Origin of the sequence: Mycobacterium colombiense CECT 3035 (assembly GCF_002105755.1) — a bacterium.
Lineage (GTDB): Bacteria > Actinomycetota > Actinomycetes > Mycobacteriales > Mycobacteriaceae > Mycobacterium > Mycobacterium colombiense.
The window spans coordinates 5,168,797-5,189,257 of record NZ_CP020821.1 but is presented as its reverse complement, the minus strand read 5'-3'; the positions used below and the strand labels follow the sequence as shown (position 1 = coordinate 5,189,257).

At 69.7% G+C, this 20,461-nt stretch carries 19 protein-coding genes and 3 pseudogenes; 10 read left to right on the top strand and 12 right to left on the bottom strand.

The window, feature by feature from the left end:
• Positions 1-36: 36 nt before the first annotated feature.
• From B9D87_RS24530 to B9D87_RS24520, 3 genes and pseudogenes are all read right to left on the bottom strand, one after another.
• Positions 37-1,206 (bottom strand): acyl-CoA dehydrogenase, encoded by a 1,170-nt coding sequence (locus B9D87_RS24530; RefSeq protein WP_007773208.1) that lies wholly within the window; start codon positions 1,204-1,206, stop codon positions 37-39.
• A gap of 72 nt (positions 1,207-1,278) precedes the next feature.
• Positions 1,279-1,796, bottom strand: a pseudogene (gene purE / locus B9D87_RS24525) (5-(carboxyamino)imidazole ribonucleotide mutase).
• 2 nt (positions 1,797-1,798) lie between these two features.
• Positions 1,799-3,016: a 5-(carboxyamino)imidazole ribonucleotide synthase gene (locus B9D87_RS24520; protein WP_007773210.1), complete on the bottom strand. Its 1,218-nt coding sequence runs from the start codon at positions 3,014-3,016 to the stop codon at positions 1,799-1,801.
• 196 nt (positions 3,017-3,212) lie between these two features.
• On the opposite strand from B9D87_RS24520, the gene B9D87_RS24515 reads away from it, so the two are divergent.
• Positions 3,213-3,872: a GtrA family protein gene (locus tag B9D87_RS24515; RefSeq protein ID WP_007773211.1), complete on the top strand. Its 660-nt coding sequence runs from the start codon at positions 3,213-3,215 to the stop codon at positions 3,870-3,872.
• On the opposite strand, the gene B9D87_RS24510 is transcribed toward B9D87_RS24515, so the two are convergent.
• The 3 genes and pseudogenes from B9D87_RS24510 to B9D87_RS24500 all read right to left on the bottom strand — a co-directional run bounded on the left by B9D87_RS24510 (position 3,827) and on the right by B9D87_RS24500 (position 6,821).
• Positions 3,827-4,345 (bottom strand): PH domain-containing protein, encoded by a 519-nt coding sequence (locus tag B9D87_RS24510; protein ID WP_007773212.1) that lies wholly within the window; start codon positions 4,343-4,345, stop codon positions 3,827-3,829. The two genes, B9D87_RS24515 and B9D87_RS24510, sit on opposite strands and share 46 nt — an antisense overlap.
• A 55-nt stretch (positions 4,346-4,400) precedes the next feature.
• Positions 4,401-5,224 (bottom strand): annotated as a pseudogene (locus tag B9D87_RS24505) (biotin--[acetyl-CoA-carboxylase] ligase).
• A gap of 17 nt (positions 5,225-5,241) precedes the next feature.
• Positions 5,242-6,821: pseudogene (locus B9D87_RS24500) on the bottom strand (FAD-binding protein).
• Positions 6,822-6,856: 35 nt separating this feature from the next.
• Here B9D87_RS24500 and B9D87_RS24495 point away from each other — a divergent pair.
• From B9D87_RS24495 to B9D87_RS24465, 7 genes are all read left to right on the top strand, one after another.
• Positions 6,857-8,497: an acyl-CoA carboxylase subunit beta gene (locus tag B9D87_RS24495; protein WP_007773217.1), complete on the top strand. Its 1,641-nt coding sequence runs from the start codon at positions 6,857-6,859 to the stop codon at positions 8,495-8,497.
• Positions 8,494-8,751 carry an acyl-CoA carboxylase subunit epsilon gene (locus B9D87_RS24490; protein ID WP_007773219.1) on the top strand — a complete coding sequence of 86 codons (258 nt, stop codon included), beginning with the start codon at positions 8,494-8,496 and terminating at the stop codon, positions 8,749-8,751. Before B9D87_RS24495 ends, B9D87_RS24490 begins: the two co-directional genes overlap by 4 nt.
• On the top strand, positions 8,748-9,380 hold the full coding sequence (locus B9D87_RS24485; RefSeq protein ID WP_007773221.1) for a Maf family protein: 633 nt from the start codon (positions 8,748-8,750) through the stop codon (positions 9,378-9,380). The genes B9D87_RS24490 and B9D87_RS24485 overlap by 4 nt, the downstream gene beginning before the upstream one ends.
• 22 nt (positions 9,381-9,402) lie before the next feature.
• Positions 9,403-10,293: a sulfurtransferase gene (locus B9D87_RS24480; RefSeq protein ID WP_007773222.1), complete on the top strand. Its 891-nt coding sequence runs from the start codon at positions 9,403-9,405 to the stop codon at positions 10,291-10,293.
• A gap of 10 nt (positions 10,294-10,303) precedes the next feature.
• Positions 10,304-10,723, top strand: coding sequence for a SufE family protein (locus B9D87_RS24475; RefSeq protein ID WP_007773224.1), 420 nt, complete (start codon positions 10,304-10,306; stop codon positions 10,721-10,723).
• A 134-nt stretch (positions 10,724-10,857) separates the two neighbouring features.
• The gene (locus B9D87_RS24470) at positions 10,858-12,657 is read left to right on the top strand and encodes an acetyl/propionyl/methylcrotonyl-CoA carboxylase subunit alpha (protein WP_007773226.1); all 1,800 of its coding nucleotides are present in this window, start codon (positions 10,858-10,860) and stop codon (positions 12,655-12,657) included.
• Between the two features lie 182 nt (positions 12,658-12,839).
• Positions 12,840-13,268 (top strand): STAS domain-containing protein, encoded by a 429-nt coding sequence (locus B9D87_RS24465; protein WP_040630943.1) that lies wholly within the window; start codon positions 12,840-12,842, stop codon positions 13,266-13,268.
• On the opposite strand, the gene B9D87_RS24460 is transcribed toward B9D87_RS24465, so the two are convergent.
• The 6 genes from B9D87_RS24460 to B9D87_RS24435 form a co-directional block, all read right to left on the bottom strand.
• Positions 13,239-14,027, bottom strand: a complete 789-nt coding sequence (locus B9D87_RS24460) for an RNA polymerase sigma factor SigF (protein WP_007773230.1) — start codon at positions 14,025-14,027, stop codon at positions 13,239-13,241. The genes B9D87_RS24465 and B9D87_RS24460 overlap by 30 nt on opposite strands.
• On the bottom strand, positions 14,024-14,461 hold the full coding sequence (locus B9D87_RS24455) for an ATP-binding protein (protein WP_007773234.1): 438 nt from the start codon (positions 14,459-14,461) through the stop codon (positions 14,024-14,026). The genes B9D87_RS24460 and B9D87_RS24455 overlap by 4 nt, the downstream gene beginning before the upstream one ends.
• A 431-nt stretch (positions 14,462-14,892) precedes the next feature.
• The gene (usfY, locus tag B9D87_RS24450) at positions 14,893-15,204 is read right to left on the bottom strand and encodes a protein UsfY (RefSeq protein WP_007773236.1); all 312 of its coding nucleotides are present in this window, start codon (positions 15,202-15,204) and stop codon (positions 14,893-14,895) included.
• Positions 15,205-15,251: 47 nt separating this feature from the next.
• The gene (locus tag B9D87_RS24445; protein WP_007773238.1) at positions 15,252-15,635 is read right to left on the bottom strand and encodes a hypothetical protein; all 384 of its coding nucleotides are present in this window, start codon (positions 15,633-15,635) and stop codon (positions 15,252-15,254) included.
• A 159-nt stretch (positions 15,636-15,794) separates the two neighbouring features.
• Positions 15,795-17,123, bottom strand: coding sequence for an L-lysine 6-transaminase (gene lat, locus B9D87_RS24440; RefSeq protein WP_007773241.1), 1,329 nt, complete (start codon positions 17,121-17,123; stop codon positions 15,795-15,797).
• Between the two features lie 53 nt (positions 17,124-17,176).
• On the bottom strand, positions 17,177-17,629 hold the full coding sequence (locus B9D87_RS24435) for an Lrp/AsnC family transcriptional regulator (RefSeq protein WP_007773243.1): 453 nt from the start codon (positions 17,627-17,629) through the stop codon (positions 17,177-17,179).
• Between the two features lie 30 nt (positions 17,630-17,659).
• On the opposite strand from B9D87_RS24435, the gene hglS reads away from it, so the two are divergent.
• Together hglS and amaB are read left to right on the top strand one after the other, a co-directional pair.
• Positions 17,660-18,913 carry a 2-oxoadipate dioxygenase/decarboxylase gene (gene hglS / locus B9D87_RS24430; protein WP_007773248.1) on the top strand — a complete coding sequence of 418 codons (1,254 nt, stop codon included), beginning with the start codon at positions 17,660-17,662 and terminating at the stop codon, positions 18,911-18,913.
• Positions 18,910-20,433 (top strand): L-piperidine-6-carboxylate dehydrogenase, encoded by a 1,524-nt coding sequence (gene amaB / locus B9D87_RS24425; protein ID WP_007773250.1) that lies wholly within the window; start codon positions 18,910-18,912, stop codon positions 20,431-20,433. Before hglS ends, amaB begins: the two co-directional genes overlap by 4 nt.
• Positions 20,434-20,461: the final 28 nt, after the last annotated feature.

Here is a 20,461-nt window from a genome sequence, read left to right as displayed (position 1 = left end):
CCGCTTAGCATTTCTAAACGAACCGCCGGAAAACGATCAGCGCAGCAGCGCCCGCGACATCACCACGCGCTGAATCTGATTGGTGCCCTCGTAGATCTGAGTGATCTTGGCGTCGCGCATCATCCGCTCGACGGGGAAGTCGATGGTGTAGCCGGCCCCACCGAACAGCTGCACCGCGTCGGTGGTGACTTCCATCGCGACGTCGGAGGCCAGGCACTTGGACGCCGCGGAGATGAAGCCCAGGTGGGATTCGCCGCGCTCGGCGCGGGCCGCGGCGTGGTACACCATCAGCCGGGCGGACTCGACCTTCATGGCCATGTCGGCCAGCATGAACTGCACACCCTGGTTGTCGCTGACCGGCCGGCCGAACTGCTTGCGGTCCTTGGTGTATGCGATGGCCGCGTCCAACGCGCCCTGCGCGATGCCGACGGCCTGCGCCCCGATGGTGGGCCGGGTGTGGTCCAGGGTCGCCAGCGCGGTCTTGAAGCCGGTGCCCGGCTCGCCGATGATCCGATCCCCCGGGATGCGGCAGTTCTCGAAGTACAGCTCGGTGGTCGGTGAGCCCTTGATGCCGAGCTTGCGTTCCTTGGGCCCCACGGTGAAGCCCTCGTCGTCCTTGTGCACCATGAACGACGAGATGCCGCTGGCGCCCTTGTCCGGATCGGTCACCGCCATCACCGTGTACCAGCTCGACTTGCCGCCGTTGGTGATCCAGCACTTGGCGCCGTTGAGAATCCAGTCGTCCCCGTCGGCCTTCGCCCGGGTCCGCATGGACGCCGCGTCGCTGCCGGCCTCGCGCTCGGAAAGCGCGTAGGACGCCATCGCCGTGCCGTCCGCGATCGACGGCAGCACCTGCTTCTTCAGCTCGTCGGAGCCGCGCAGGATCAGCCCCATGGTGCCCAGCTTGTTCACCGCCGGGATCAGCGACGCCGAGGTGTCGACGCGCGCGACCTCCTCGATCACGATGCACGCCGCCACCGAGTCCGCGCCCTGCCCGCCGTACTCCTCGGGCACGTGCACGGCGTTGAACCCCGACGAGTTCAGCGCCTGCAGCGCCTCCTCGGGGAAGCGGGAGTTCTCGTCCACGTCGGCGGCGTGCGGAGCGATCTCCTTCTCCGCCAGCGCGCGGATCGCGGCGCGCAACTCCTGGTGTTCCTCGGGCAGTTGGAACAGATCGAAGTCGGGGTTTCCGGCCCATCCAGCCATCTCGGCCTCCTCTTGCACTCTGCCGACATGCCCGGCTTGTCTGCGGGCGCGGCCCGCCTCGTCGCCGGGCTACTAGCCGGTAACTTTACCCTGACGCTGCTGCAGGGCCTCATCCTTGGCCCGCACGCTGCGCGCCAGCTCGTCCTGGAAGTCGACGATCCGGGCGCGCAGCTCCGGGTCCGATGACCCCAGGATGCGCACCGCGAGCAGCCCGGCGTTGCGGGCTCCCCCGATGGAGACCGTGGCCACCGGGACGCCGGCCGGCATCTGCACGATCGACAGCAGCGAGTCCAGTCCGTCCAGGCGCGCCAGCGGCACCGGCACGCCGATCACCGGCAGCGGCGTCGCGGACGCGACCATCCCGGGCAGGTGCGCGGCTCCCCGGCCCCGGCGATGATCACCTCGACGCCGCGCCCGGCCGCGTCGCGCGCGTAGTCGAACATCACCTGCGGGGTGCGGTGCGCGGAGACGACCCGGACCTCGGCCGGCACGTCGAACTCGGCCAGCGCCGCGGCGGCATCCTGCATCACCGACCAGTCGCTGTCGCTGCCCATGATCACCCCGACCCTGGCCTGCTGATCGCTACTCATGGTCATTTATGCCGCTTCTCCTCATCGCTACGCTCTGCCTCGTCGCCGGCGTGCGGATCCCATCCGTCCGTCCACTGCCCGTGTGACAACCAGTGTGCCGCCAGCTCGGCGCGTTCCCGCAGCTTCGCCACGCTTTCCCGATTCGCCGGCCCGTAGCCGGCGAAGTTGATGTGTCCCACCTTGCGGCCGGGACGTTCTTCCTTGCCGTAGAGATGGACGCGCGCGTCGGGCATCCGCGCGAAGAGGTGGTGCATCCGCTCGTCGACGCTCATCTTCGGGACCTCGGGAGCGCCCAGCACGTTGGCCATCACCGTCACCGGCGCGATGGCGTCGGTGTCGCCGAGCGGGTAGTCCAGCACCGCGCGCACGTGCTGCTCGAACTGGCTGGTGCGCGACCCGTCCATGGTCCAGTGCCCCGAGTTGTGCGGCCGCATCGCCAGCTCGTTGACCAGCAGCTCGCCGGCGGCCGTCTCGAACAGCTCGACCGCGAGCACCCCGACCACACCGAGTTCGGCGGCCAGCCGCAACGCCAGCTGCTGCGCGGCGGCGGCCAGTTCGCCGGCCAGCTCCGGCGCGGGCGCGATCACCTGCACGCAGATCCCGTCTCGTTGCACGGTCTCGACCACCGGCCACGCCGCGCCCTGCCCGAACGGCGACCGGGCCACCAGCGCCGACAGTTCGCGGCGCAGGTCCACCTGCTCCTCGGCCATCACCGGCACGCCGTCCGCCAGGAAGGCGGTCGCGATCTCGCGGGCGTGCGACGGGTCGCGCGCCATCCGCACCCCGCGCCCGTCGTAGCCGCCGCGGACCGCCTTGACCACCACGGGCCCGGCGATGCGCCGCGCGAAGGCGTCGAGTTCGTCGACGCTGCGGATCTCGGCGTAGCGCGGCACCGGGACGCCGAGGGCCTCCAGCCGGCGGCGCATCACGAGCTTGTCCTGCGCGTGCACCAGGGCCTGCGGCGGCGGCGCCACGTTGACGCCCTCGGCGACCAGCTTCTCCAGCAGTTCGCTCGGCACGTGTTCGTGGTCGAAGGTCAACACGTCGGCGCCGGCGGCCACCCGGCGCAGGGCGTCGAGATCGGTGTGCGACCCGATGACGGTGTCGGGCGCGACCAGCGCGGCCGGCTCGTCGGCGGCGGTGGCCAGCACGCGCAGCGACTGCCCCAGCGCGATCGCCGCCTGGTGGGTCATCCGGGCGAGCTGGCCGCCCCCGACCATTGCGACGACGGGGACGGCGCGGGGGGCGGCTCGGGGGCTGCGGCTGGGGCTGCGCCTGGCGGGCGTGTACTCGGCACGGCCATCATGGTGTCACGACGAAACAATCCGGCGCGAAAGGCGTGTTGACCGGGGCCGACACCGAATTGTTATGTACGATTTTGCGTCGAATTTGTGTCCATCCGTAGACTGACGTGTTGTGTCCTTCGCCGAAGCCACGATCGCGCGTCTGCCTCGGGTTATGCAGCCCTATTTGCTACGCCACCACGAACTGATCAAATTCGCCATCGTCGGCGGAACCACATTCGTCATCGACTCGGCGATTTTCTACACGCTGAAGCTGACAATTCTCGAACCCAAACCGGTGACCGCCAAGGTCATCGCCGGCATTGTGGCCGTCATCGCGTCCTACGTGCTGAACCGGGAATGGAGCTTCCGCAATCGCGGCGGGCGCGAGCGCCACCACGAGGCGCTGCTGTTCTTCGCGTTCAGCGGCGTCGGGGTGCTGCTCTCCATGGCGCCGCTGTGGTTCTCCAGCTACGTGCTGCAGCTGCGCGAGCCGACGGTGTCACTGGCGGTGGAGAACGTCGCCGACTTCATCTCGGCCTACATCATCGGCAACCTGCTGCAGATGGCGTTCCGGTTCTGGGCGTTCCGGCGCTGGGTGTTCCCCGACCAGTTCGCGCGCGACCCCGAGAAGGCGCTGGAATCCGCGCTCACCGCCGGCGGCATCGCCGAGATCTTCGAAGACGAGATCGAGAACGACAACGTCACCCTGCTGCGCGCCTGGCGCAACCGGGCCAGCCGGCTCACTCAGCTCGGCGATTCCTCCGAACCCAGGGTGTCGAAGACTTCGTGATACAGCAGCGCGTGCACCTCGCGCAGCCGCGGAATGTCGTAGAACTCCAACGGATCTTGTGACGCCGACTCGATGATCAGCGTCCCGGTGCGGAACATCCGCTCGGTGATGCGGTCGCGGAATTCCACGCTGTTGATCCGGGCCAGCGGGATATCGATGCCGGTGCGTGTGGCCACCCCGTGCCGGAACATCACCCGCCGGTTGGTCACCACGAAATGGGTGGTCAGCCAACTCAGAAACGGCCACAGCGTCAGCCAGCCCACGATCACCAGCCAGATGCCCCAGATGACGCCGTGGATGATGTTCTTGGCGAGCTGCTCGAAGTGCGTCGAGTTGAGGTATCCGGAGCCGAACGCGGCCAGCCCCGTCACCAGGATGAAGACCAGCACCGGCCAGATCAGCCGCTTCCAGTGCGGGTGTCGATGCACGATCACGTGTTCGCCGGCGGCCAGAACGTTATCCGGGTAGCCCATGCCCGCCGACCTTAGCGGTGCAGCGCCACATTCCGCGGGCAACCAGCGGCGATCGCTAGCGCAGATGCACCACGTCGCCGGCCGCGACGACGACCGTCTGACCCCCGCTCTCCAGGCAGAGCCGGCCCTGGTCGTCGATGGCGGTCGCGGTCCCGTCGACCTGCTTGCCGCCGGGCAGGTGCGCCCGCACCCGGGTGCCCAGGGTCAGGCTGCGCGCCCGGTAGTCGGCGGCCAGCGCCCAGTCGGCCCCCGCGCGGCGCGCCACGCCACGATCCGCCGGCCCAGCTCCCGCAGCAACGCCGACACCAGTCGGGTGCGGTCGGGCGCGGCCACGCCCAGGTCGAGCAGCGACGTCGCGCCGGGACCGTCGATCTCGTCGGCGGACTGAGTCACGTTGAGCCCCAGGCCGATAACCACGACGGGCTTGGCCACCTCGGCGAGGATGCCGGCCAGTTTGCCCGGCGATTCGGGCGGGCCGGCCAGCACGTCGTTGGGCCACTTGAGGCCCGCCTGTGCGCCCGTCCCCGCCAGCAGCGGCGTCACGGTGTCGACCACCGCCACCCCGGTGGCCAGCGGCAGCCAGCCCCATCCGGTGGTCGGGACGTCGACGACGCTGACCCCGACCGACATGGTGACCTGGGCCCGCGGCGTGGCCGACCAGCCGCGACCGTGCCGGCCCCGGCCGGCGGTCTGGTGCTCGGCGATCAGCACGGCACCGGCGACGTCGTCGCCCGACGCCGCGCGCGCCAGCAGGTCGGCGTTGGTGGAGCCGGTCTCCTCGACGACGTCGAGCTTGCGCCAGCCCAGCCCGGTGCCGATCAACTCGGCGCGCAATGCGCTCTCGTCCAAGGGTGTTCGGAGCTGATCTCGTTGCATCACCGCACCCAGCCTAGAACTCAGGGCCGGCGGTCGCGCATGTCCAGCACGGCCAAATGGCTGAACAGCATGCTGGTTCCGATCGGGTTGCCGCCGCCGGGATAGGCCGTGCCGCTGGGCGCGGCCATCGTGTTGCCCGCCGCGTACAGGCCGGCGATGGGGTTGCCGGCCGCGTCGAGCACCCGCGCCGCGGCGTCGGTGCGCAGCCCGCCCTTGGTGCCCAGATCGGAGATGCCGAACGCGGCGGCGTGATACGGCGGACGGTCGATCGGCACCAGCGGCGACGCGCCCCCGAGAAGGCGCGGTCGAAGGCTTCGTCGCCGCGGCCGAAGTCCTCGTCGACGCCCGCGGCGGCGAAGCCGTTGAACCGTGCGACCGTGGCCGCCAACCGCTCGCCCGGCACGCCGATCTTGGCGGCCAGTTCCTCCAGGGTGTCCGCGGTGTGCCACAGGCCGGCCGCGACGTACTTCTCGGTGTCGACGATGGCGACATTGGCCGCCTTCACCGGCGGCACCTCACCCTCCTTGTCGTCGTAGATCATCCAGTAGGGCAACGTCATCGAGCCGTCCTGCAGCTGCGCGATGATCTCGCGGCCGGCGCGGTCGTAGGCCCGGGACTCGTTGACGAACCGATTGCCGGACTGGTTGACGAAGATGCCGCCGGTGAACCACAACGCGAACGCCGACCGGCCGTCGGGATGGATCATGCCCGGCGACCACCAGGCCTGGTCCAGCAGGTCGGTGTCGGCGCCCGCGGCGATGCCGGCCTGCAGCGCCAGGCCGCGACTTCCCGGGCCGCCCATGGTGTCTCGCGACGTTCCGGGCACGCCGTAGCGCCGGCGCAACTCCTCGTTGGCCTCGAAGCCCCCGGCGGCCAGCAGCACGCCGCGGCGGGCGCGGATCGCGGCACGCTCGCCGGCGGTCTCGACGATCGCGCCCGTCACCCGGCCCTCCTCCACCACCAGCTCGACCAGGGCGGTGCCGAGCCGCAGCGACGCCGACGGGTACCGCCCGATCGCCTTGAGGAATCGGGCGATCAGGGCACGACCCCCCAGGTAGTAGTCGGACGGCGGTTCGGCGCCGAGCCGGTCGGTGTCCAGCGGCCCGCGGATCGCCTCGCGGAACTCGGGGGCGGCGGCCACCGCCAGCGGCTTGGCCGCGATGTGGCGCTGACCGTCCAGGCGCGCCTTGGGGGCCGTCCCGTAGTAGTCGGGCCAGGGCAACGGCACGAACTTCAGGTTGGCGTCGGCCTCCAGGTACTCGATCAGCGGCGCGCCGCCCCGGACGAAGGTCTCCTGCAGTTCGCGCGGGGTGCGGTCGCCGACGACGGCGCGGTAGTAGGTGAGCGCGTCCTCGATGGTGTCTTCGATACCGCCCCAGCTGCCGGCGCGCATCAGGACCGGGTTGCACGGGAACCAGACGCCGCCCCCACCGGAATACGCGGTGGTGCCACCGAATTTCGACGTGGCCTCGACCAGCACGACGTCGAGACCCTCGCGCGCCGCGGTGTACGCGCCGGTCACGCCGCCGCCACCGGACCCCGCCACCAGCACGTCGCATTCGTCCGCCCAGTCCGCGGTTCCCAACGGGCGGGCGTCCATCAGCGGAGAGTACCGCGCCGCTAAGCTCGACTCCCATGACGAGCGTTACCGACCACACTGCGGAACCGGCCGCCGAGCACTCCATCGACATCCACACCACCGCGGGCAAGCTGGCCGAGCTGCACAAGCGTCGCGAAGAGTCGCTGCACCCGGTGGGCGAAGAGGCCGTCGAGAAGGTGCACGCCAAGGGCAAGCTGACCGCCCGCGAGCGCATTCTCGCCCTGCTCGACGAGGACTCGTTCGTGGAGCTCGACGCGCTGGCCCGGCACCGCAGCAAGAACTTCGGCCTGGAGAACAACCGCCCGCTGGGCGACGGCGTGATCACCGGCTACGGCACCATCGACGGCCGCGACGTGTGCATCTTCAGCCAGGACGCCACGGTGTTCGGCGGCAGCCTCGGCGAGGTGTACGGCGAGAAGATCGTCAAGGTCCAGGAGCTGGCGATCAAGACCGGGCGCCCGCTGATCGGCATCAACGACGGCGCCGGCGCGCGGATCCAGGAGGGCGTCGTCTCGCTGGGCCTGTACAGCAAGATCTTCCGCAACAACATCCTGGCGTCCGGCGTCATCCCGCAGATCTCGCTGATCATGGGCGCCGCCGCCGGCGGGCACGTGTACTCCCCCGCGCTGACCGACTTCGTGGTGATGGTCGACCAGACCAGCCAGATGTTCATCACCGGGCCCGACGTCATCAAGACCGTCACCGGCGAGGACGTCACCATGGAGGAGCTGGGCGGCGCCCACACCCACATGGCCAAGTCGGGCACGCTGCACTACGTCGCCTCCGGCGAGCAGGACGCCTTCGACTGGGTTCGCGACCTGCTCAGCTACCTGCCCCCCAACAACGCCACGGACGCGCCGCGCTACGCCGAGCCGCATCCCCCGGGCGCTATCGAGGACAACCTCACCGAGGAGGACCTCGAGCTCGACACGCTGATCCCGGACTCGCCCAACCAGCCCTACGACATGCACGAGGTGATCACCCGCATCCTCGACGACGACGAGTTCCTGGAGGTTCAGGGCGGCTACGCGCAGAACATCGTCGTCGGCTTCGGCCGCGTCGAGGGCAGGCCGGTCGGGATCGTGGCCAACCAGCCGACCCAGTTCGCCGGCTGCCTGGACATCAACGCCTCGGAGAAGGCGGCGCGGTTCGTCCGGACCTGCGACTGCTTCAACATCCCGATCATCATGCTGGTCGACGTCCCGGGCTTCCTGCCGGGCACCGGCCAGGAGTACAACGGCATCATCCGCCGCGGCGCCAAGCTGCTGTTCGCCTACGGCGAGGCCACGGTACCGAAGATCACCGTGATCACCCGCAAGGCCTACGGCGGCGCCTACTGCGTCATGGGGTCCAAGGACATGGGCTGCGACGTCAACCTGGCGTGGCCGTCGGCGCAGATCGCCGTGATGGGCGCCTCGGGCGCCGTCGGGTTCGTCTACCGCAAGCAGCTGAGCGAGGCCGCGAAGAACGGCGAGGACGTCGACGCGCTGCGGCTGCAGCTGCAGCAGGAGTACGAGGACACGCTGGTCAACCCGTACGTCGCGGCCGAGCGCGGCTACGTCGACGCGGTGATCCCGCCGTCGCACACCCGCGGTTACATCGGCACGGCGCTGCGCCTGCTGGAACGCAAGATCTCCCACCTGCCCCCCAAGAAGCACGGGAACATTCCGCTATGAGCGAGCAGACCGACGCCGTCGCCGACGACGCCGCCCCGGCGGCGCCGCACGAGCCGCACATCCAGATCCTCAAGGGTGAACCGACCGCCGAGGAGGTGGCCGCGCTGGTCGCGGTGCTGGGCTGCGCCGGCGGTGCGCCGGAGCCCGAACAGCCCGAGCGCACCCGCTGGGGGCTGCCGGTGGACCGGCTGCGCTTCGCGATGACCAACTATCAGCGGCTCACGTTCCAGCAGATGACCCACATGAGGCATTGACCCGACTGGTACTGGCGTCGGCCTCTACCGGCCGGCTCAAGGTCCTGCGCCAGGCCGGCGTCGATCCGCTGGTGCTGGTCTCCGGCGTCGATGAGGACGCCGTCGCCGCCGCGCTGGGTCCCGACGCGTCCCCGGGCGACGTGGTGTGCGCCCTGGCGCGCGCCAAGGCCGAGCGGGTGGCCGGCGAGCTGGACGGCGACACAGCGGCCGATTGCGTTGTCGTGGGCTGTGATTCGATGCTTTCCATCGACGGCCGGCTGTGCGGGAAGCCCGGATCGGCCGATGCCGCCGCGAGCCAGTGGCGCCTGATGGGGGGCCGCTCCGGCGAGCTGCACACCGGGCACTGCCTGCTGCGGCTCGCCGACGGCGCCATCACCCACCGTGAGGTCGAATCACTAGGCACCACAGTGCATTTCGCGAGGCCGTCGGAGGCGGACCTGCGGGCATACGTCGAGCACGGGGAGCCGTGGCACGTGGCCGGCGGCTTCACCCTGGACGGCCTGGGCGGCTGGTTCGTCGACCGCATCGACGGCGACCCGTCCAACGTGATCGGCGTCAGCCTGCCGCTGCTGCGCTCGCTGCTGGGCCGGGTCGGGCTGTCGGTGTCCGCGCTGTGGGACCGCAACTGAGCCTGGCGGTAGGCTCGACGTTGTGGCATTACCCCCCGATCCAAGCCCGACATTGCAGGCCTACGCACACCCCGAGCGCCTGGTCACCGCCGACTGGCTGTCCGCCCACCAAGGCGCCCCCGGCCTGGCGATCGTCGAATCCGACGAGGACGTCCTGCTCTACGACGTCGGCCATATCCCCGGCGCGGTGAAGGTCGACTGGCACACCGACCTGAACGATCCCCGGGTCCGCGATTACATCAACGGCGAACAGTTCGCCGCGCTGATGGACCGCAAGGGCATCGCCCGCGACGACACCGTGGTGATCTACGGCGACAAGAGCAACTGGTGGGCGGCCTACGCGCTGTGGGTGTTCACGCTGTTCGGGCACCCCGACGTGCGGCTGCTCAACGGCGGCCGTGATCTGTGGCTGGCCGAACGCCGGGAGACCACGCTGGACGTGCCCACCAAGACGTCCAGCGGCTATCCCGTCGTCACCCGCAACGACGAGCCCATCCGCGCCTTCAAGGACGACGTGCTGGGCATCCTCGGCAGCCAGCCGCTGATCGATGTGCGCTCGCCGGACGAGTACACCGGCAAGCGCACCCACATGCCCGACTACCCCGAGGAAGGCGTGCTGCGCGGGGGCCACATCCCCACCGCCCGGTCGATCCCGTGGGCCAAGGCGGCCGACGAGAACGGCCGTTTCCGCAGCCGCGAGGAGCTCGAGGAGCTGTACGGCTTCCTGCAGCCTGACGACAAGACCGTCGTGTACTGCCGCATCGGCGAGCGGTCCAGCCACACCTGGTTCGTGCTGACGCATCTGCTCGGCAAGCCCGGGGTGCGCAACTACGACGGGTCGTGGACGGAGTGGGGCAACACCGTGCGCACGCCGATCGTGGCGGGTGAAGAGCCCGGCACCGTCGAAGTCTGATGGCGCCGCGATGAGCATGCCCGCGCCGCTGGCCGAGGTGGTGTCCGACTTCGCCGAGGTCGAGGGCCAGGACAAGCTGGCGCTGCTGCTGGAGTTCGCCAACGAACTGCCCGCGCTGCCGCCCGACCTCGAGCAGGCGGCGATGGAGCCGGTGCCCGAATGCCAGACCCCGCTGTTTTTGCATGTCGACGCCAGCGACCCCGAGCGGGTGCGGCTGCACTTCAGCGCGCCGGCCGAATCCCCCACCACGCGGGGGTTCGCGTCGATTCTGGCCGCCGGCCTCGACGAACAGCCCGCCGCCGACATTCTGGCGGTGCCCGAGGATTTCTACGCCGACCTCGGGCTGGCCGCGCTGATCAGCCCGCTGCGGCTGCGCGGCCTGTCGGCGATGCTCGCCCGCATCAAGCGCAGGGTGCGCGAGAGTGCCTGAGAAACCCTAAAAATCCGGACCGCCTCGTCGGGCCGAACGGCGCGGCGCTTAGACTTCCCCAGAACTCGTTGTAAGAAATTCTCTTAGAGAAGCCCGCAGAAATACGTCTGCGGATATGCCAAACAGGAGGCGCAGTGGCTAGTCACGCCAGCTCGAGGATCTCCAAGGTGCTCGTCGCCAACCGCGGCGAGATCGCTGTCCGAGTGATCCGCGCGGCCCGCGACGCGGGCCTGTCCAGCGTGGCGGTGTACGCCGAGCCCGACGCCGACGCGCCGCACGTGCGTCTGGCCGACGAGGCGTTCGCTCTGGGCGGTCAGACGTCGGCGGAGTCCTACCTGGACTTCGGCAAAATCCTTGACGCGGCGGCCAAGTCGGGCGCCAACGCCATTCACCCCGGCTACGGCTTCCTGTCCGAGAACGCCGATTTCGCGCAGGCGGTCCTGGACGCGAACCTGATCTGGATCGGGCCCAGCCCGCAGTCCATCCGCGACCTCGGTGACAAGGTCACCGCCCGCCACATCGCCGCCCGCGCGCAGGCCCCGCTGGTGCCCGGCACCCCGGACCCGGTGAAGGACGCCGACGAGGTGGTGGCCTTCGCCAAGGAGTACGGCGTGCCGATCGCCATCAAGGCGGCGTTCGGCGGCGGCGGCCGCGGCATGAAGGTGGCCCGCACCCTCGAGGAGATCCCCGAGCTGTTCGAGTCGGCCACCCGTGAGGCCGTCGCGGCGTTCGGCCGCGGCGAGTGCTTCGTGGAGCGCTACCTGGACAAGCCGCGCCACGTCGAGGCGCAGGTGATCGCCGACCAGCACGGCAACGTCATCGTCGCCGGCACCCGCGACTGCTCGCTGCAGCGCCGGTTCCAGAAGCTGGTGGAAGAGGCTCCGGCGCCGTTCCTGACCGACGCGCAGCGCAAGGAGATCCACGAGTCGGCCAAGCGGATCTGCAAGGAGGCGCACTACTACGGCGCGGGCACCGTCGAGTACCTGGTGGGCCAGGACGGCCTGATCTCGTTCCTGGAGGTCAACACCCGGCTGCAGGTCGAGCACCCGGTCACCGAGGAGACCGCCGGCATCGACCTGGTGCTGCAGCAGTTCAAGATCGCCAACGGCGAGAAGCTGGACCTCACCGAGGACCCCACGCCGCGCGGGCACGCCATCGAGTTCCGGATCAACGGCGAGGACGCCGGACGCGGCTTCCTGCCCGCGCCCGGGCCGGTGACCCGCTACGACATCCCGACCGGGCCCGGCGTCCGGCTGGACTCGGGCGTCGAGGCCGGCTCGGTGATCGGCGGCCAGTTCGATTCGATGCTGTCCAAGCTGATCGTGTACGGCGCCACCCGCGAGGAGGCGCTCGCCCGCTCCCGCCGGGCCCTGGACGAGTTCCACGTCGAAGGCCTGGCCACCGTCATCCCGTTCCACCGCGCCGTGGTGTCCGACCCGGCGTTCATCGGTGACGGCGACAGCTTCTCGGTGCACACCCGCTGGATCGAGACCGAGTGGGACAACACCATCGAACCGTTCACCGGCGGGGAGCCGCTGGACGATGAAGGGGATACCCGGCCCCGCCAGAAGGTGGTCGTGGAGGTCGGCGGGCGCCGGCTCGAGGTGTCACTGCCCGGCGACCTGGCGCTGTCCGGCGGCGGCGCGGCCGACCCGGCCGGTGTCATCCGCAAGAAGCCGAAGGCGCGCAAGCGCGGGGCGCACGCGGGCGCGGCCGCCTCGGGCGACGCGGTGACGGCCCCGATGCAGGGCACCGTCGTCAAGGTCGCGGTCGAGGAGGGCCAGGAGGTTGCCGCGGGCGACCTGGTGGTGGTGCTCGAGGCGATGAAGATGGAGAACCCGGTCACCGCGCACAAGGACGGTGTCATCACCGGACTCGCGGTCGAGCCCGGCGCGGCCATCACCCAGGGCACGGTGCTCGCCGAGATCAAGTAGCTCACCTGAGAGTTTTCCCAGACATCGTTGTCGGCCCCGGCCGACGCGAGTAGGGTTTCGGTCAAGGTTGAGTTCACAGCCGCCCGGGATACGTCGATGACGTGGGGGTAGGCGGAATTCCCTCCTTCTCCGAACTCTTTGCACGTGGCTGACGTATCCACAGCAGGAATCCTCCTGAATGGATGGAGTCAGCGATGTCTGTGGCGCAATCTTGGCAACAAAGCCGCACAGCACAATTCACCGCCCGCTGGGGGCCGACGGGCACCCTGATCACGGTGGACGGCGAGCTGGACGCGGCCAACGCCGATCAGCTGGTCGCGTACGTGCAGCAGAGCACCAGCCGCTCCCGGCGGGTGATCCTCGACCTACGAGGGCTGAAGTTCATTGGTACCGCCGGCTTTTCGGCGCTGCACCGGATCAATGTGAAATGCTCGGGCGCCCAGGTGTCCTGGGCCATGGCGCCGAGCCCGGCGGTAGCCAGGTTGCTGCGGGTCTGCGACCCGGACGGCACCCTGCCGGTGACGACGCAGCAGGCCGAGCCGCTGCTGGAGCCGCTGTGGGTTGAGGAAGGGCCCGGGCCACTACTGCAGCTGGTCACGGAGCCGCGTTAGCGACTTCGCCAGCAACCGCGACACGTGCATCTGGGAGATGCCGACCCGCTCGGCGATCTGCGTCTGCGTCATCGACTCGAAGAAGCGCAGCACCAACACGGTTCGCTCGCGCTCGGGCAGCGCCTCGAGCAGCGGGCGCAGCGATTCCTGATCCTCGATCCGGTCGAGGCCGGTGTCGACGTCACCGAGGGTGTCCGCGATCGCGCGGGCTTCCTCCTCCTCGCCGCCCCCACCGCTGTCGATCGACAGGGTATTGTACGAGCTGCCCGCGACCAGGCCCTCGACGACCTCGTCGCGGTCCATGTCGAGTTCCGCGGCGAGTTCGGTGGCGGTGGGTGCCCGGCCCAGCCGCTGCGACAGGTCCGCGGTCGCGGTGCCCAGCCGCAGGTGCAGTTCCTTCAGCCGCCGCGGAACCTTGACCGACCAGCTGTTGTCGCGGAAGTGGCGGCGGACCTCGCCCATGATCGTGGGCACCGCGAAGGAGACGAAGTCCGAACCGGCGTCGACGTCGAAGCGCACCACCGCGTTCACCAACCCGACGCGCGCCACCTGAACCAGGTCGTCACGCGGTTCGCCGCGGCCCTCGAAGCGGCGCGCGATGTGGTCGGCCAGCGGCAGGCACCGCTCGACGATCTTGTCCCGTTGACGTTGAAATTCCATCGAGTCGGGCGTTGCAGTGGCCAACTCACGGAACATGTCCGGAACATCGGCGTATTCGTTCGGACGCGACACCGAACCGCCGGCAGCTCGCGCTGTCACCTGCTGGAGGCCGCCCGTCGCGCCGTCAGTGTGATGCCGAAGACACTGCCGGTTTCATTGGGTTCGCGACCGTCATGGAAAGTCTGGACGTCGTCGGCGAGCGACGTCAGCACGTGCCAACTGAAGCTTCCGGGCGCCACGACATCGTGGGTGTCGCAGGCCGCGGAAGCTTCCACCACCAATTGGTCGTCCTGGGGATCGACCACGACGATGAGGGTCGCGTCGGGAGTGGCCGAACGAATCAACCGGGTGCACACTTCGTCGACCGCGAGCCGCAGGTCCGCCACCGCATCGAAATCCAGGTCCTCGAAGGTGCCGATGGCACCGACCAGGGTGCGCAGCATCGCGAGGTTCTCCAGTCGCGCAGCAACGTGAAGTTCGACGGCGCGATGGCCGCGCGGACGCTTGTTAGCGTGCAATCCAGCATCGTTCATATGGTCTCCCGGCAATGTTTGACTGACACTACTACTGCTTCGCAGTCCGCCGTGGACCTCGCGTTCGAGCCGGTTAGTCATGATCGCCGCCGGGAGTTCGGCCCGCCGCGGGCGGGTCCGATACGACCGACACCGTTGGGACGCGCCGGTAGGGGCGCGTCGCGGTGATCGCCGGAGTCACGCTGGTCATTTCGATAGTCGTTGCAGTAGGCATGTATAGCGGTGTGCTCGTGATCGGTGTTCCCACGATGGGGTGACCACGCTAACGCAACCGTTCCGGCACTCATCATGGTGCAGACCTGATACCCACAAGTCAGCGCTCGTAACCGCGGAATCTGCTTTCCTACGGCATTTCACAGCGCCCGGTGTCGGGGCAGGTCACCGGGGGAAACTTCGCGGTCTCGGCTCGCGCGGCGGCTAGTGGGTGGCTCTCAGCTGGCCGGCCACTGCCGGTGCACCTCCGGATGTTCGGCGTACCAGCGATCGGCGATCTTGCGAATCCTGCGGTGCTCCACCGCCAGCCAGGCGAGCCCGAGCACCGCGGCGATCACCGCGACGATCCCCGCCGTCATGCCCTCGTGGTGATGTCCGCTGCCGAAGGCCGCAAGGCTGCCGCAGGCCCCGATCACGCCCGCGACGACTAAGAGATACCCGGGCCAGTGCAGGACATCGATCAGCGACTCGCCGGCGAGCGGCCGCGTTGTCCTCAGATGGTCGACGGGGTCGTGGTAGGTGTCTCCCATAACTGCTCCTCACCGCACCATCAACGTTAGATCGCGGGAGGACAAACCTAAAGAGCCAGTACCGGACCGGCGATCGGGGCGACGCCCATGGCGATCATCAGCGCCATCGCGGTCAGCAGGAACCAGCCCGCGCCGTGCCATGCCCACCAGGTGCCCCGGGCCTTCCACACCAGGTAAGTGCGCACAAACGCCCAGATTCCGGCGACGAGCGCGATCAACGGGCCGCCGAACGCCAGCAGGGTGCGCTGCGGCGCGCCGCAGGCCACCGTGTCCACGCTGACTCCGGGGCAGGTGCTCACCCACACCGCGGCGATCAAGAGGAACCCGACGGCGGCCAGGGTGGACAGCACGGCAAATCGGATGGCGGCGTGCACCTCGCCGTCTTCCTGGCCCAAGCGGTCTCCACCTGATCGGGCGTCCGCCTTCTGCATCGTTGGTCACCTCCCTCTTTGGGGCCCGCGCTTTGTTCATCGCTCGCTACGTCGCATTAGTTACCGGGCATCATCACCGCGCTGGTAGCAGCGGAAGGCGCACGGGAACAGATACCCGGCGGTAAACCGGGGTAAACGGGATCGATGTGAGGTCAAGGCCTACCGCAGGGCCCGCAGAGCGGCGCGGATCGCGCACACGGCGGCGTCGATCTCCGCGCGCGAGACGGTCAGCGCCGGACGGAACCGGACGCCGTCGCGCCCGGAGGGCAGCACGATCACCGCGCGGCGCCACAGCAGGCGGATCAACTCGTCGCGGTCAGCGGCGGTCGGCAGGCTGAACGCACACATCAGGCCGCGGCCGCGGGGGTCGAGCACCATCCCGGGAAATTCGCCGGCGAGTTCGTCGAGGCGGGCATGCAGGTAGGCCCCGTGTTCGGCGGCGCGGTCGAACAGTCCGTCGGCCTCGATCACCTCCAGGATGCGGCGGGCGCGCACCATGTCGGCCAGGTTGCCGCCCCACGTGGAATTCACCCGGGAGGACACCGCGAACACGTTGTCGGCGATCTCGTCGACCCGGCGGCCGGCCATGATGCCGCACACCTGGGTCTTCTTGCCGAACGCCACCACGTCGGGTCGCACGCCCAATTGCTGGTAGGCCCAAGGCGTTCCGGTCAGGCCGCAGCCGGTCTGCACCTCGTCGAAGATCAGCAGGGCGTCGTGTTCGTCGCACAGCTCGCGCATGGCCGCGAAGAACTCGGGCCGGAAGTGACGGTCGCCGCCCTCGCCCTGGACGGGTTCGGCGATGAAGCAGGCGATGTCGTGCGGGTGGGATTGGAAGGCCGCGCGGGCCTGCCGCAGCGACTCGGCTTCGGCCGCAGCCATATCGGCGCCGGGCCGGATGTAGGGCGCGTCGATGCGCGGCCAGTCGAACTTAGGGAAGCGGGCGACGGTGGCCGGCTTGGTGTTGGTCAGCGACAGCGTGTATCCGCTGCGGCCGTGGAACGCGCCGCGCAGGTGCAGCACCCGGGTGCCCAGGGCGGGGTCGATGCCGCGGGCCTCGTTGAACCGGCTCTTCCAGTCGAACGCCACCTTGAGGGCGTTCTCGACCGCGAGCGCGCCGCCATCGACGAAGAACAGGTGCGGCAGCGCCGGGTCGCCGAGCACCCGGGCGAAGGTCTGGACGAAGCGGGCCATCGCCACCGAGTAGACGTCGGAGTTGCTGGGCTTGTTCAGCGCGGCCTGCGCCAGCTCGGCGCGAAACTCCTGGTCATCGGCCAGCGCGGGGTGATTCATGCCCAGCGCCGACGACGCGAAGAAGGTGAACATGTCCAGGTAGCGCCGGCCGTCTCGGGCGTCGTACAGGTAGGAGCCGGCGGAGCGGGCCAGGTCGAGCACGAAGTCGAACCCGTCGACCAGAATGCTGCGCGCCAGCACCTCGTGGACCCGGTCGGGCTCGGTGCGGGTGAAGCGTTCCAGGGTGGCGGTCATGCGCCCCATAGTAGTCGATTTTTTACGGAATCATGAGGCATATGCCGTATATTTTATGGTATTCGTTGCCTATCAGCGTAAAAAGTATTCAATATGATGGTGCTCCGCGTCCTGACGTTCGCCGTGGTCCGGATCCGCTGCAGCAAGTCCTCCAGCGCCCGGGCGGACGGAACGCGCACCAGCAGGACGTAGCTTTCCTCGCCGGCCACCGAGTGGCACGATTCGATCTCCTCGATGTGCTCGAGGCGGGCGGGCGCATCATCGGGTTGAGAGGGATCCAAGGGAGTGATGGCCACGAACGCCGACAGCAGGTGTCCGACCGCCTCCGGGTCGACGCGCGCCGCGTATCCCGAGATGACGCCGCGCGCCTCGAGCCTGCGCACCCGCGACTGCACCGCCGAGACCGACAGCCGGGCGCTGGCGGCCAGCTCCGCCAGCGTCGCGCGGCCGTCGGCGACCAGCGCGCGCACCAGAATCCGGTCGACCTCGTCGAGCGTCTCACTCATGGCCGGAGACTATCGCAGGAACGGCCCGCCGTGACCCGCACGAAATGGCTGGAAACCTGGCAGCTTCGGGCACAGTTCGCCGCGGGCCTGTCGGCCATGTATGCGGCAGAGGTGCCCGCCTACCGCACCTTGGTCGAGGTCAGCGAGCGGGTGAACGCCGATTACGCGGCGCGGCACGGGAATGCCGAACGGTTCGGCTCGCTGCGGCGGGTCACCGCCGAGCGGCACGGCGCCGTCCGGGTGGGCAGCCCGGCCGAATTGGCCGCCGCAGCCGACCTTTTCGCCGCATTCGGCATGCTGCCGGTGGGCTTCTACGACCTGCGTCGCGCGGCGTCCCCCGTCCCGGTCGTCTCGACCGCCTTCCGGCCCATCGACGCAACCGAATTGTCGCGCAACCCGTTCCGGGTGTTCACCTCGATGCTGGCCACCCGCGACCCGCGCTACTTCGACCGCGACCTGCGCCGCCGCGTCGACGCCTTCCTGGCGCGGCGCCGGCTGTTCGACCCCGCGCTGCTGAGCCGGGCGCGCGTCGTCGCCGCCGAGGGCGGCTGCAGAGCCGACGACGCGGGGGCGTTCGTCGCCGCGGCGGTGGCGGCCTTCGCATTGTCCCGCGAGCCGATCGAGCGATCCTGGTACGACGAATTGGCGCGAGTCTCCGCGGTGGCCGCCGACATCGCGGGCGTCGCCTGGACCCACATCAACCACCTGACACCCCGGGTGCTCGACATCGACGACCTGTACCGGCGGATGACCGCGCGCGGCATCACCATGATCGACGCCATTCAGGGGCCACCCGCCACCGGGGGTCCTCCGGTGTTGTTGCGCCAGACCTCTTTTCGTGCGCTGGCCGAACCCCGCCGCTTCCGCGGCGACGACGGCCACATCACCGAGGCAACGGTGCGGGTGCGCTTCGGCGAGGTGGAGGCGCGCGGCGTCGCGCTGACGCCGAAGGGCCGGCAGCGTTACGACGCCGCGATGGCCGCCGCCGACCCGGCCGCGGTGTGGGCGGAGTACTTCCCGCGCACCGACGCGGAAATGGCCGCCGCGGGACTGGCCTATTACCGCGGCGGCGACCCGTCGGCGCCGATCGTCTACGAGGACTTCCTGCCCGCGTCCGCGGCGGGCATTTTCCGGTCGAACCTGGACCCGCCCGCCGGCTTCGGCAATGGCTGCGCCGTCGACGATTCCGGCTACGACGCGCAGTGGCTGGCCGGGTCCATCGGCCGCGAGATCTACGACCCCTACCCGCTTTACGAAGCGCTCGCCCAGGAGGCACCCCGATGACCATGCCCACCGCCGACGACTTGCGCGCCCGCGCGCGCGACGCCCTGCGGGCGATCGGAGCCGACATCGCGCTCGGCGAACCCGACGCCCACGGGATGCCGATGAGCACACCGATCACCGGCGAGGTGCTGTTCACCGTCGCGCCCACCACACCCGAGCGGGCCGAGCGGACGATATCCGAGGCAGCGCAGGCGTTTTCGGTGTGGCGCGCCACCCCGGCACCGGTTCGCGGCGCCCTGGTGGCGCGCCTGGGCGAGCTGTTGACCGCGCACAAGGACGAGCTGGCCACCCTGGTGACGCTCGAGGTCGGCAAGATCACCTCCGAGGCCGCCGGCGAGGTGCAGGAGATGATCGACATCTGCCAGTTCGCCGTCGGCCTGTCGCGTCAGCTCTACGGCCGCACCATCGCCTCGGAGCGGCCCGGCCATCGGCTGCTGGAGACCTGGCACCCGCTCGGTGTGGTCGGCGTGATCACCGCGTTCAATTTCCCGGTCGCGGTCTGGGCCTGGAACGCCGCGCTGGCCCTGGTGTGCGGCGACCCGGTGGTGTGGAAGCCCTCGGAGCTGACGCCGCTGACGGCGCTGGCCACCCAGGCGCTGATCGCCCGGGCCGCCGCCGACGTCGGCGCCCCGCCCGCCGTGAGCTCACTGCTGCTGGGCGACCGCGACCTCGGCGAGCTGCTGGTGGACGACCCCCGCATCGCGCTGGTGTCCGCGACGGGTTCGGTGCGGATGGGCCGGGCCGTCGGCCCCCGCGTCGCCGCCCGGTTCGGGCGGGTGCTGCTGGAACTGGGCGGCAACAACGCCGCCATCGTGACGCCGTCGGCCGACCTGGACCTCGCGGTGCGGGCGGTGGTGTTCGCCGCGGCCGGCACGGCCGGTCAACGCTGCACCAGCCTGCGCCGGCTGATCGCGCACCGCTCGGTGGCCGACGATCTCGTCACGCGCGTCGCATCCGCCTTCGGCCAGCTCCGGATCGGCGACCCCTCCGCACCGGGCACGCTGGTCGGACCGCTGATCCACGAGACCGCCTACCGCGACATGGTCGGGGCGCTGGAACAGGCGCGCGCCGACGGCGGAGAGGTCATCGGCGGCGAGCGCACCGATGTCGCCGACCACCCGGGTTCCTACTACGCCGCGCCGGCCCTGGTGCGAATGCCCGCGCAGACGGCCATCGTGGCGACCGAGACGTTCGCACCCATCCTCTACGTGCTGACCTACGACGAACTGGATGACGCGATCGCCCTCAATAATGCCGTGCCGCAGGGCCTTTCATCGGCCATCTTCACCACCGACCTGCGGGAGGCCGAGCGGTTCCTGGCCGAATCCGACTGCGGAATCGCCAATGTCAACATCGGCACGTCCGGCGCGGAGATCGGCGGCGCGTTCGGCGGCGAGAAGGAAACCGGCGGCGGACGCGAGTCCGGCACCGACTCGTGGAAGGCCTACATGCGCCAAAGTACCAATACCGTCAATTATTCCGGCGAGTTGCCGCTGGCCCAGGGCGTGCAGTTCGGATGAATCCAATGTGGCCGGCGTCTCATGTCGT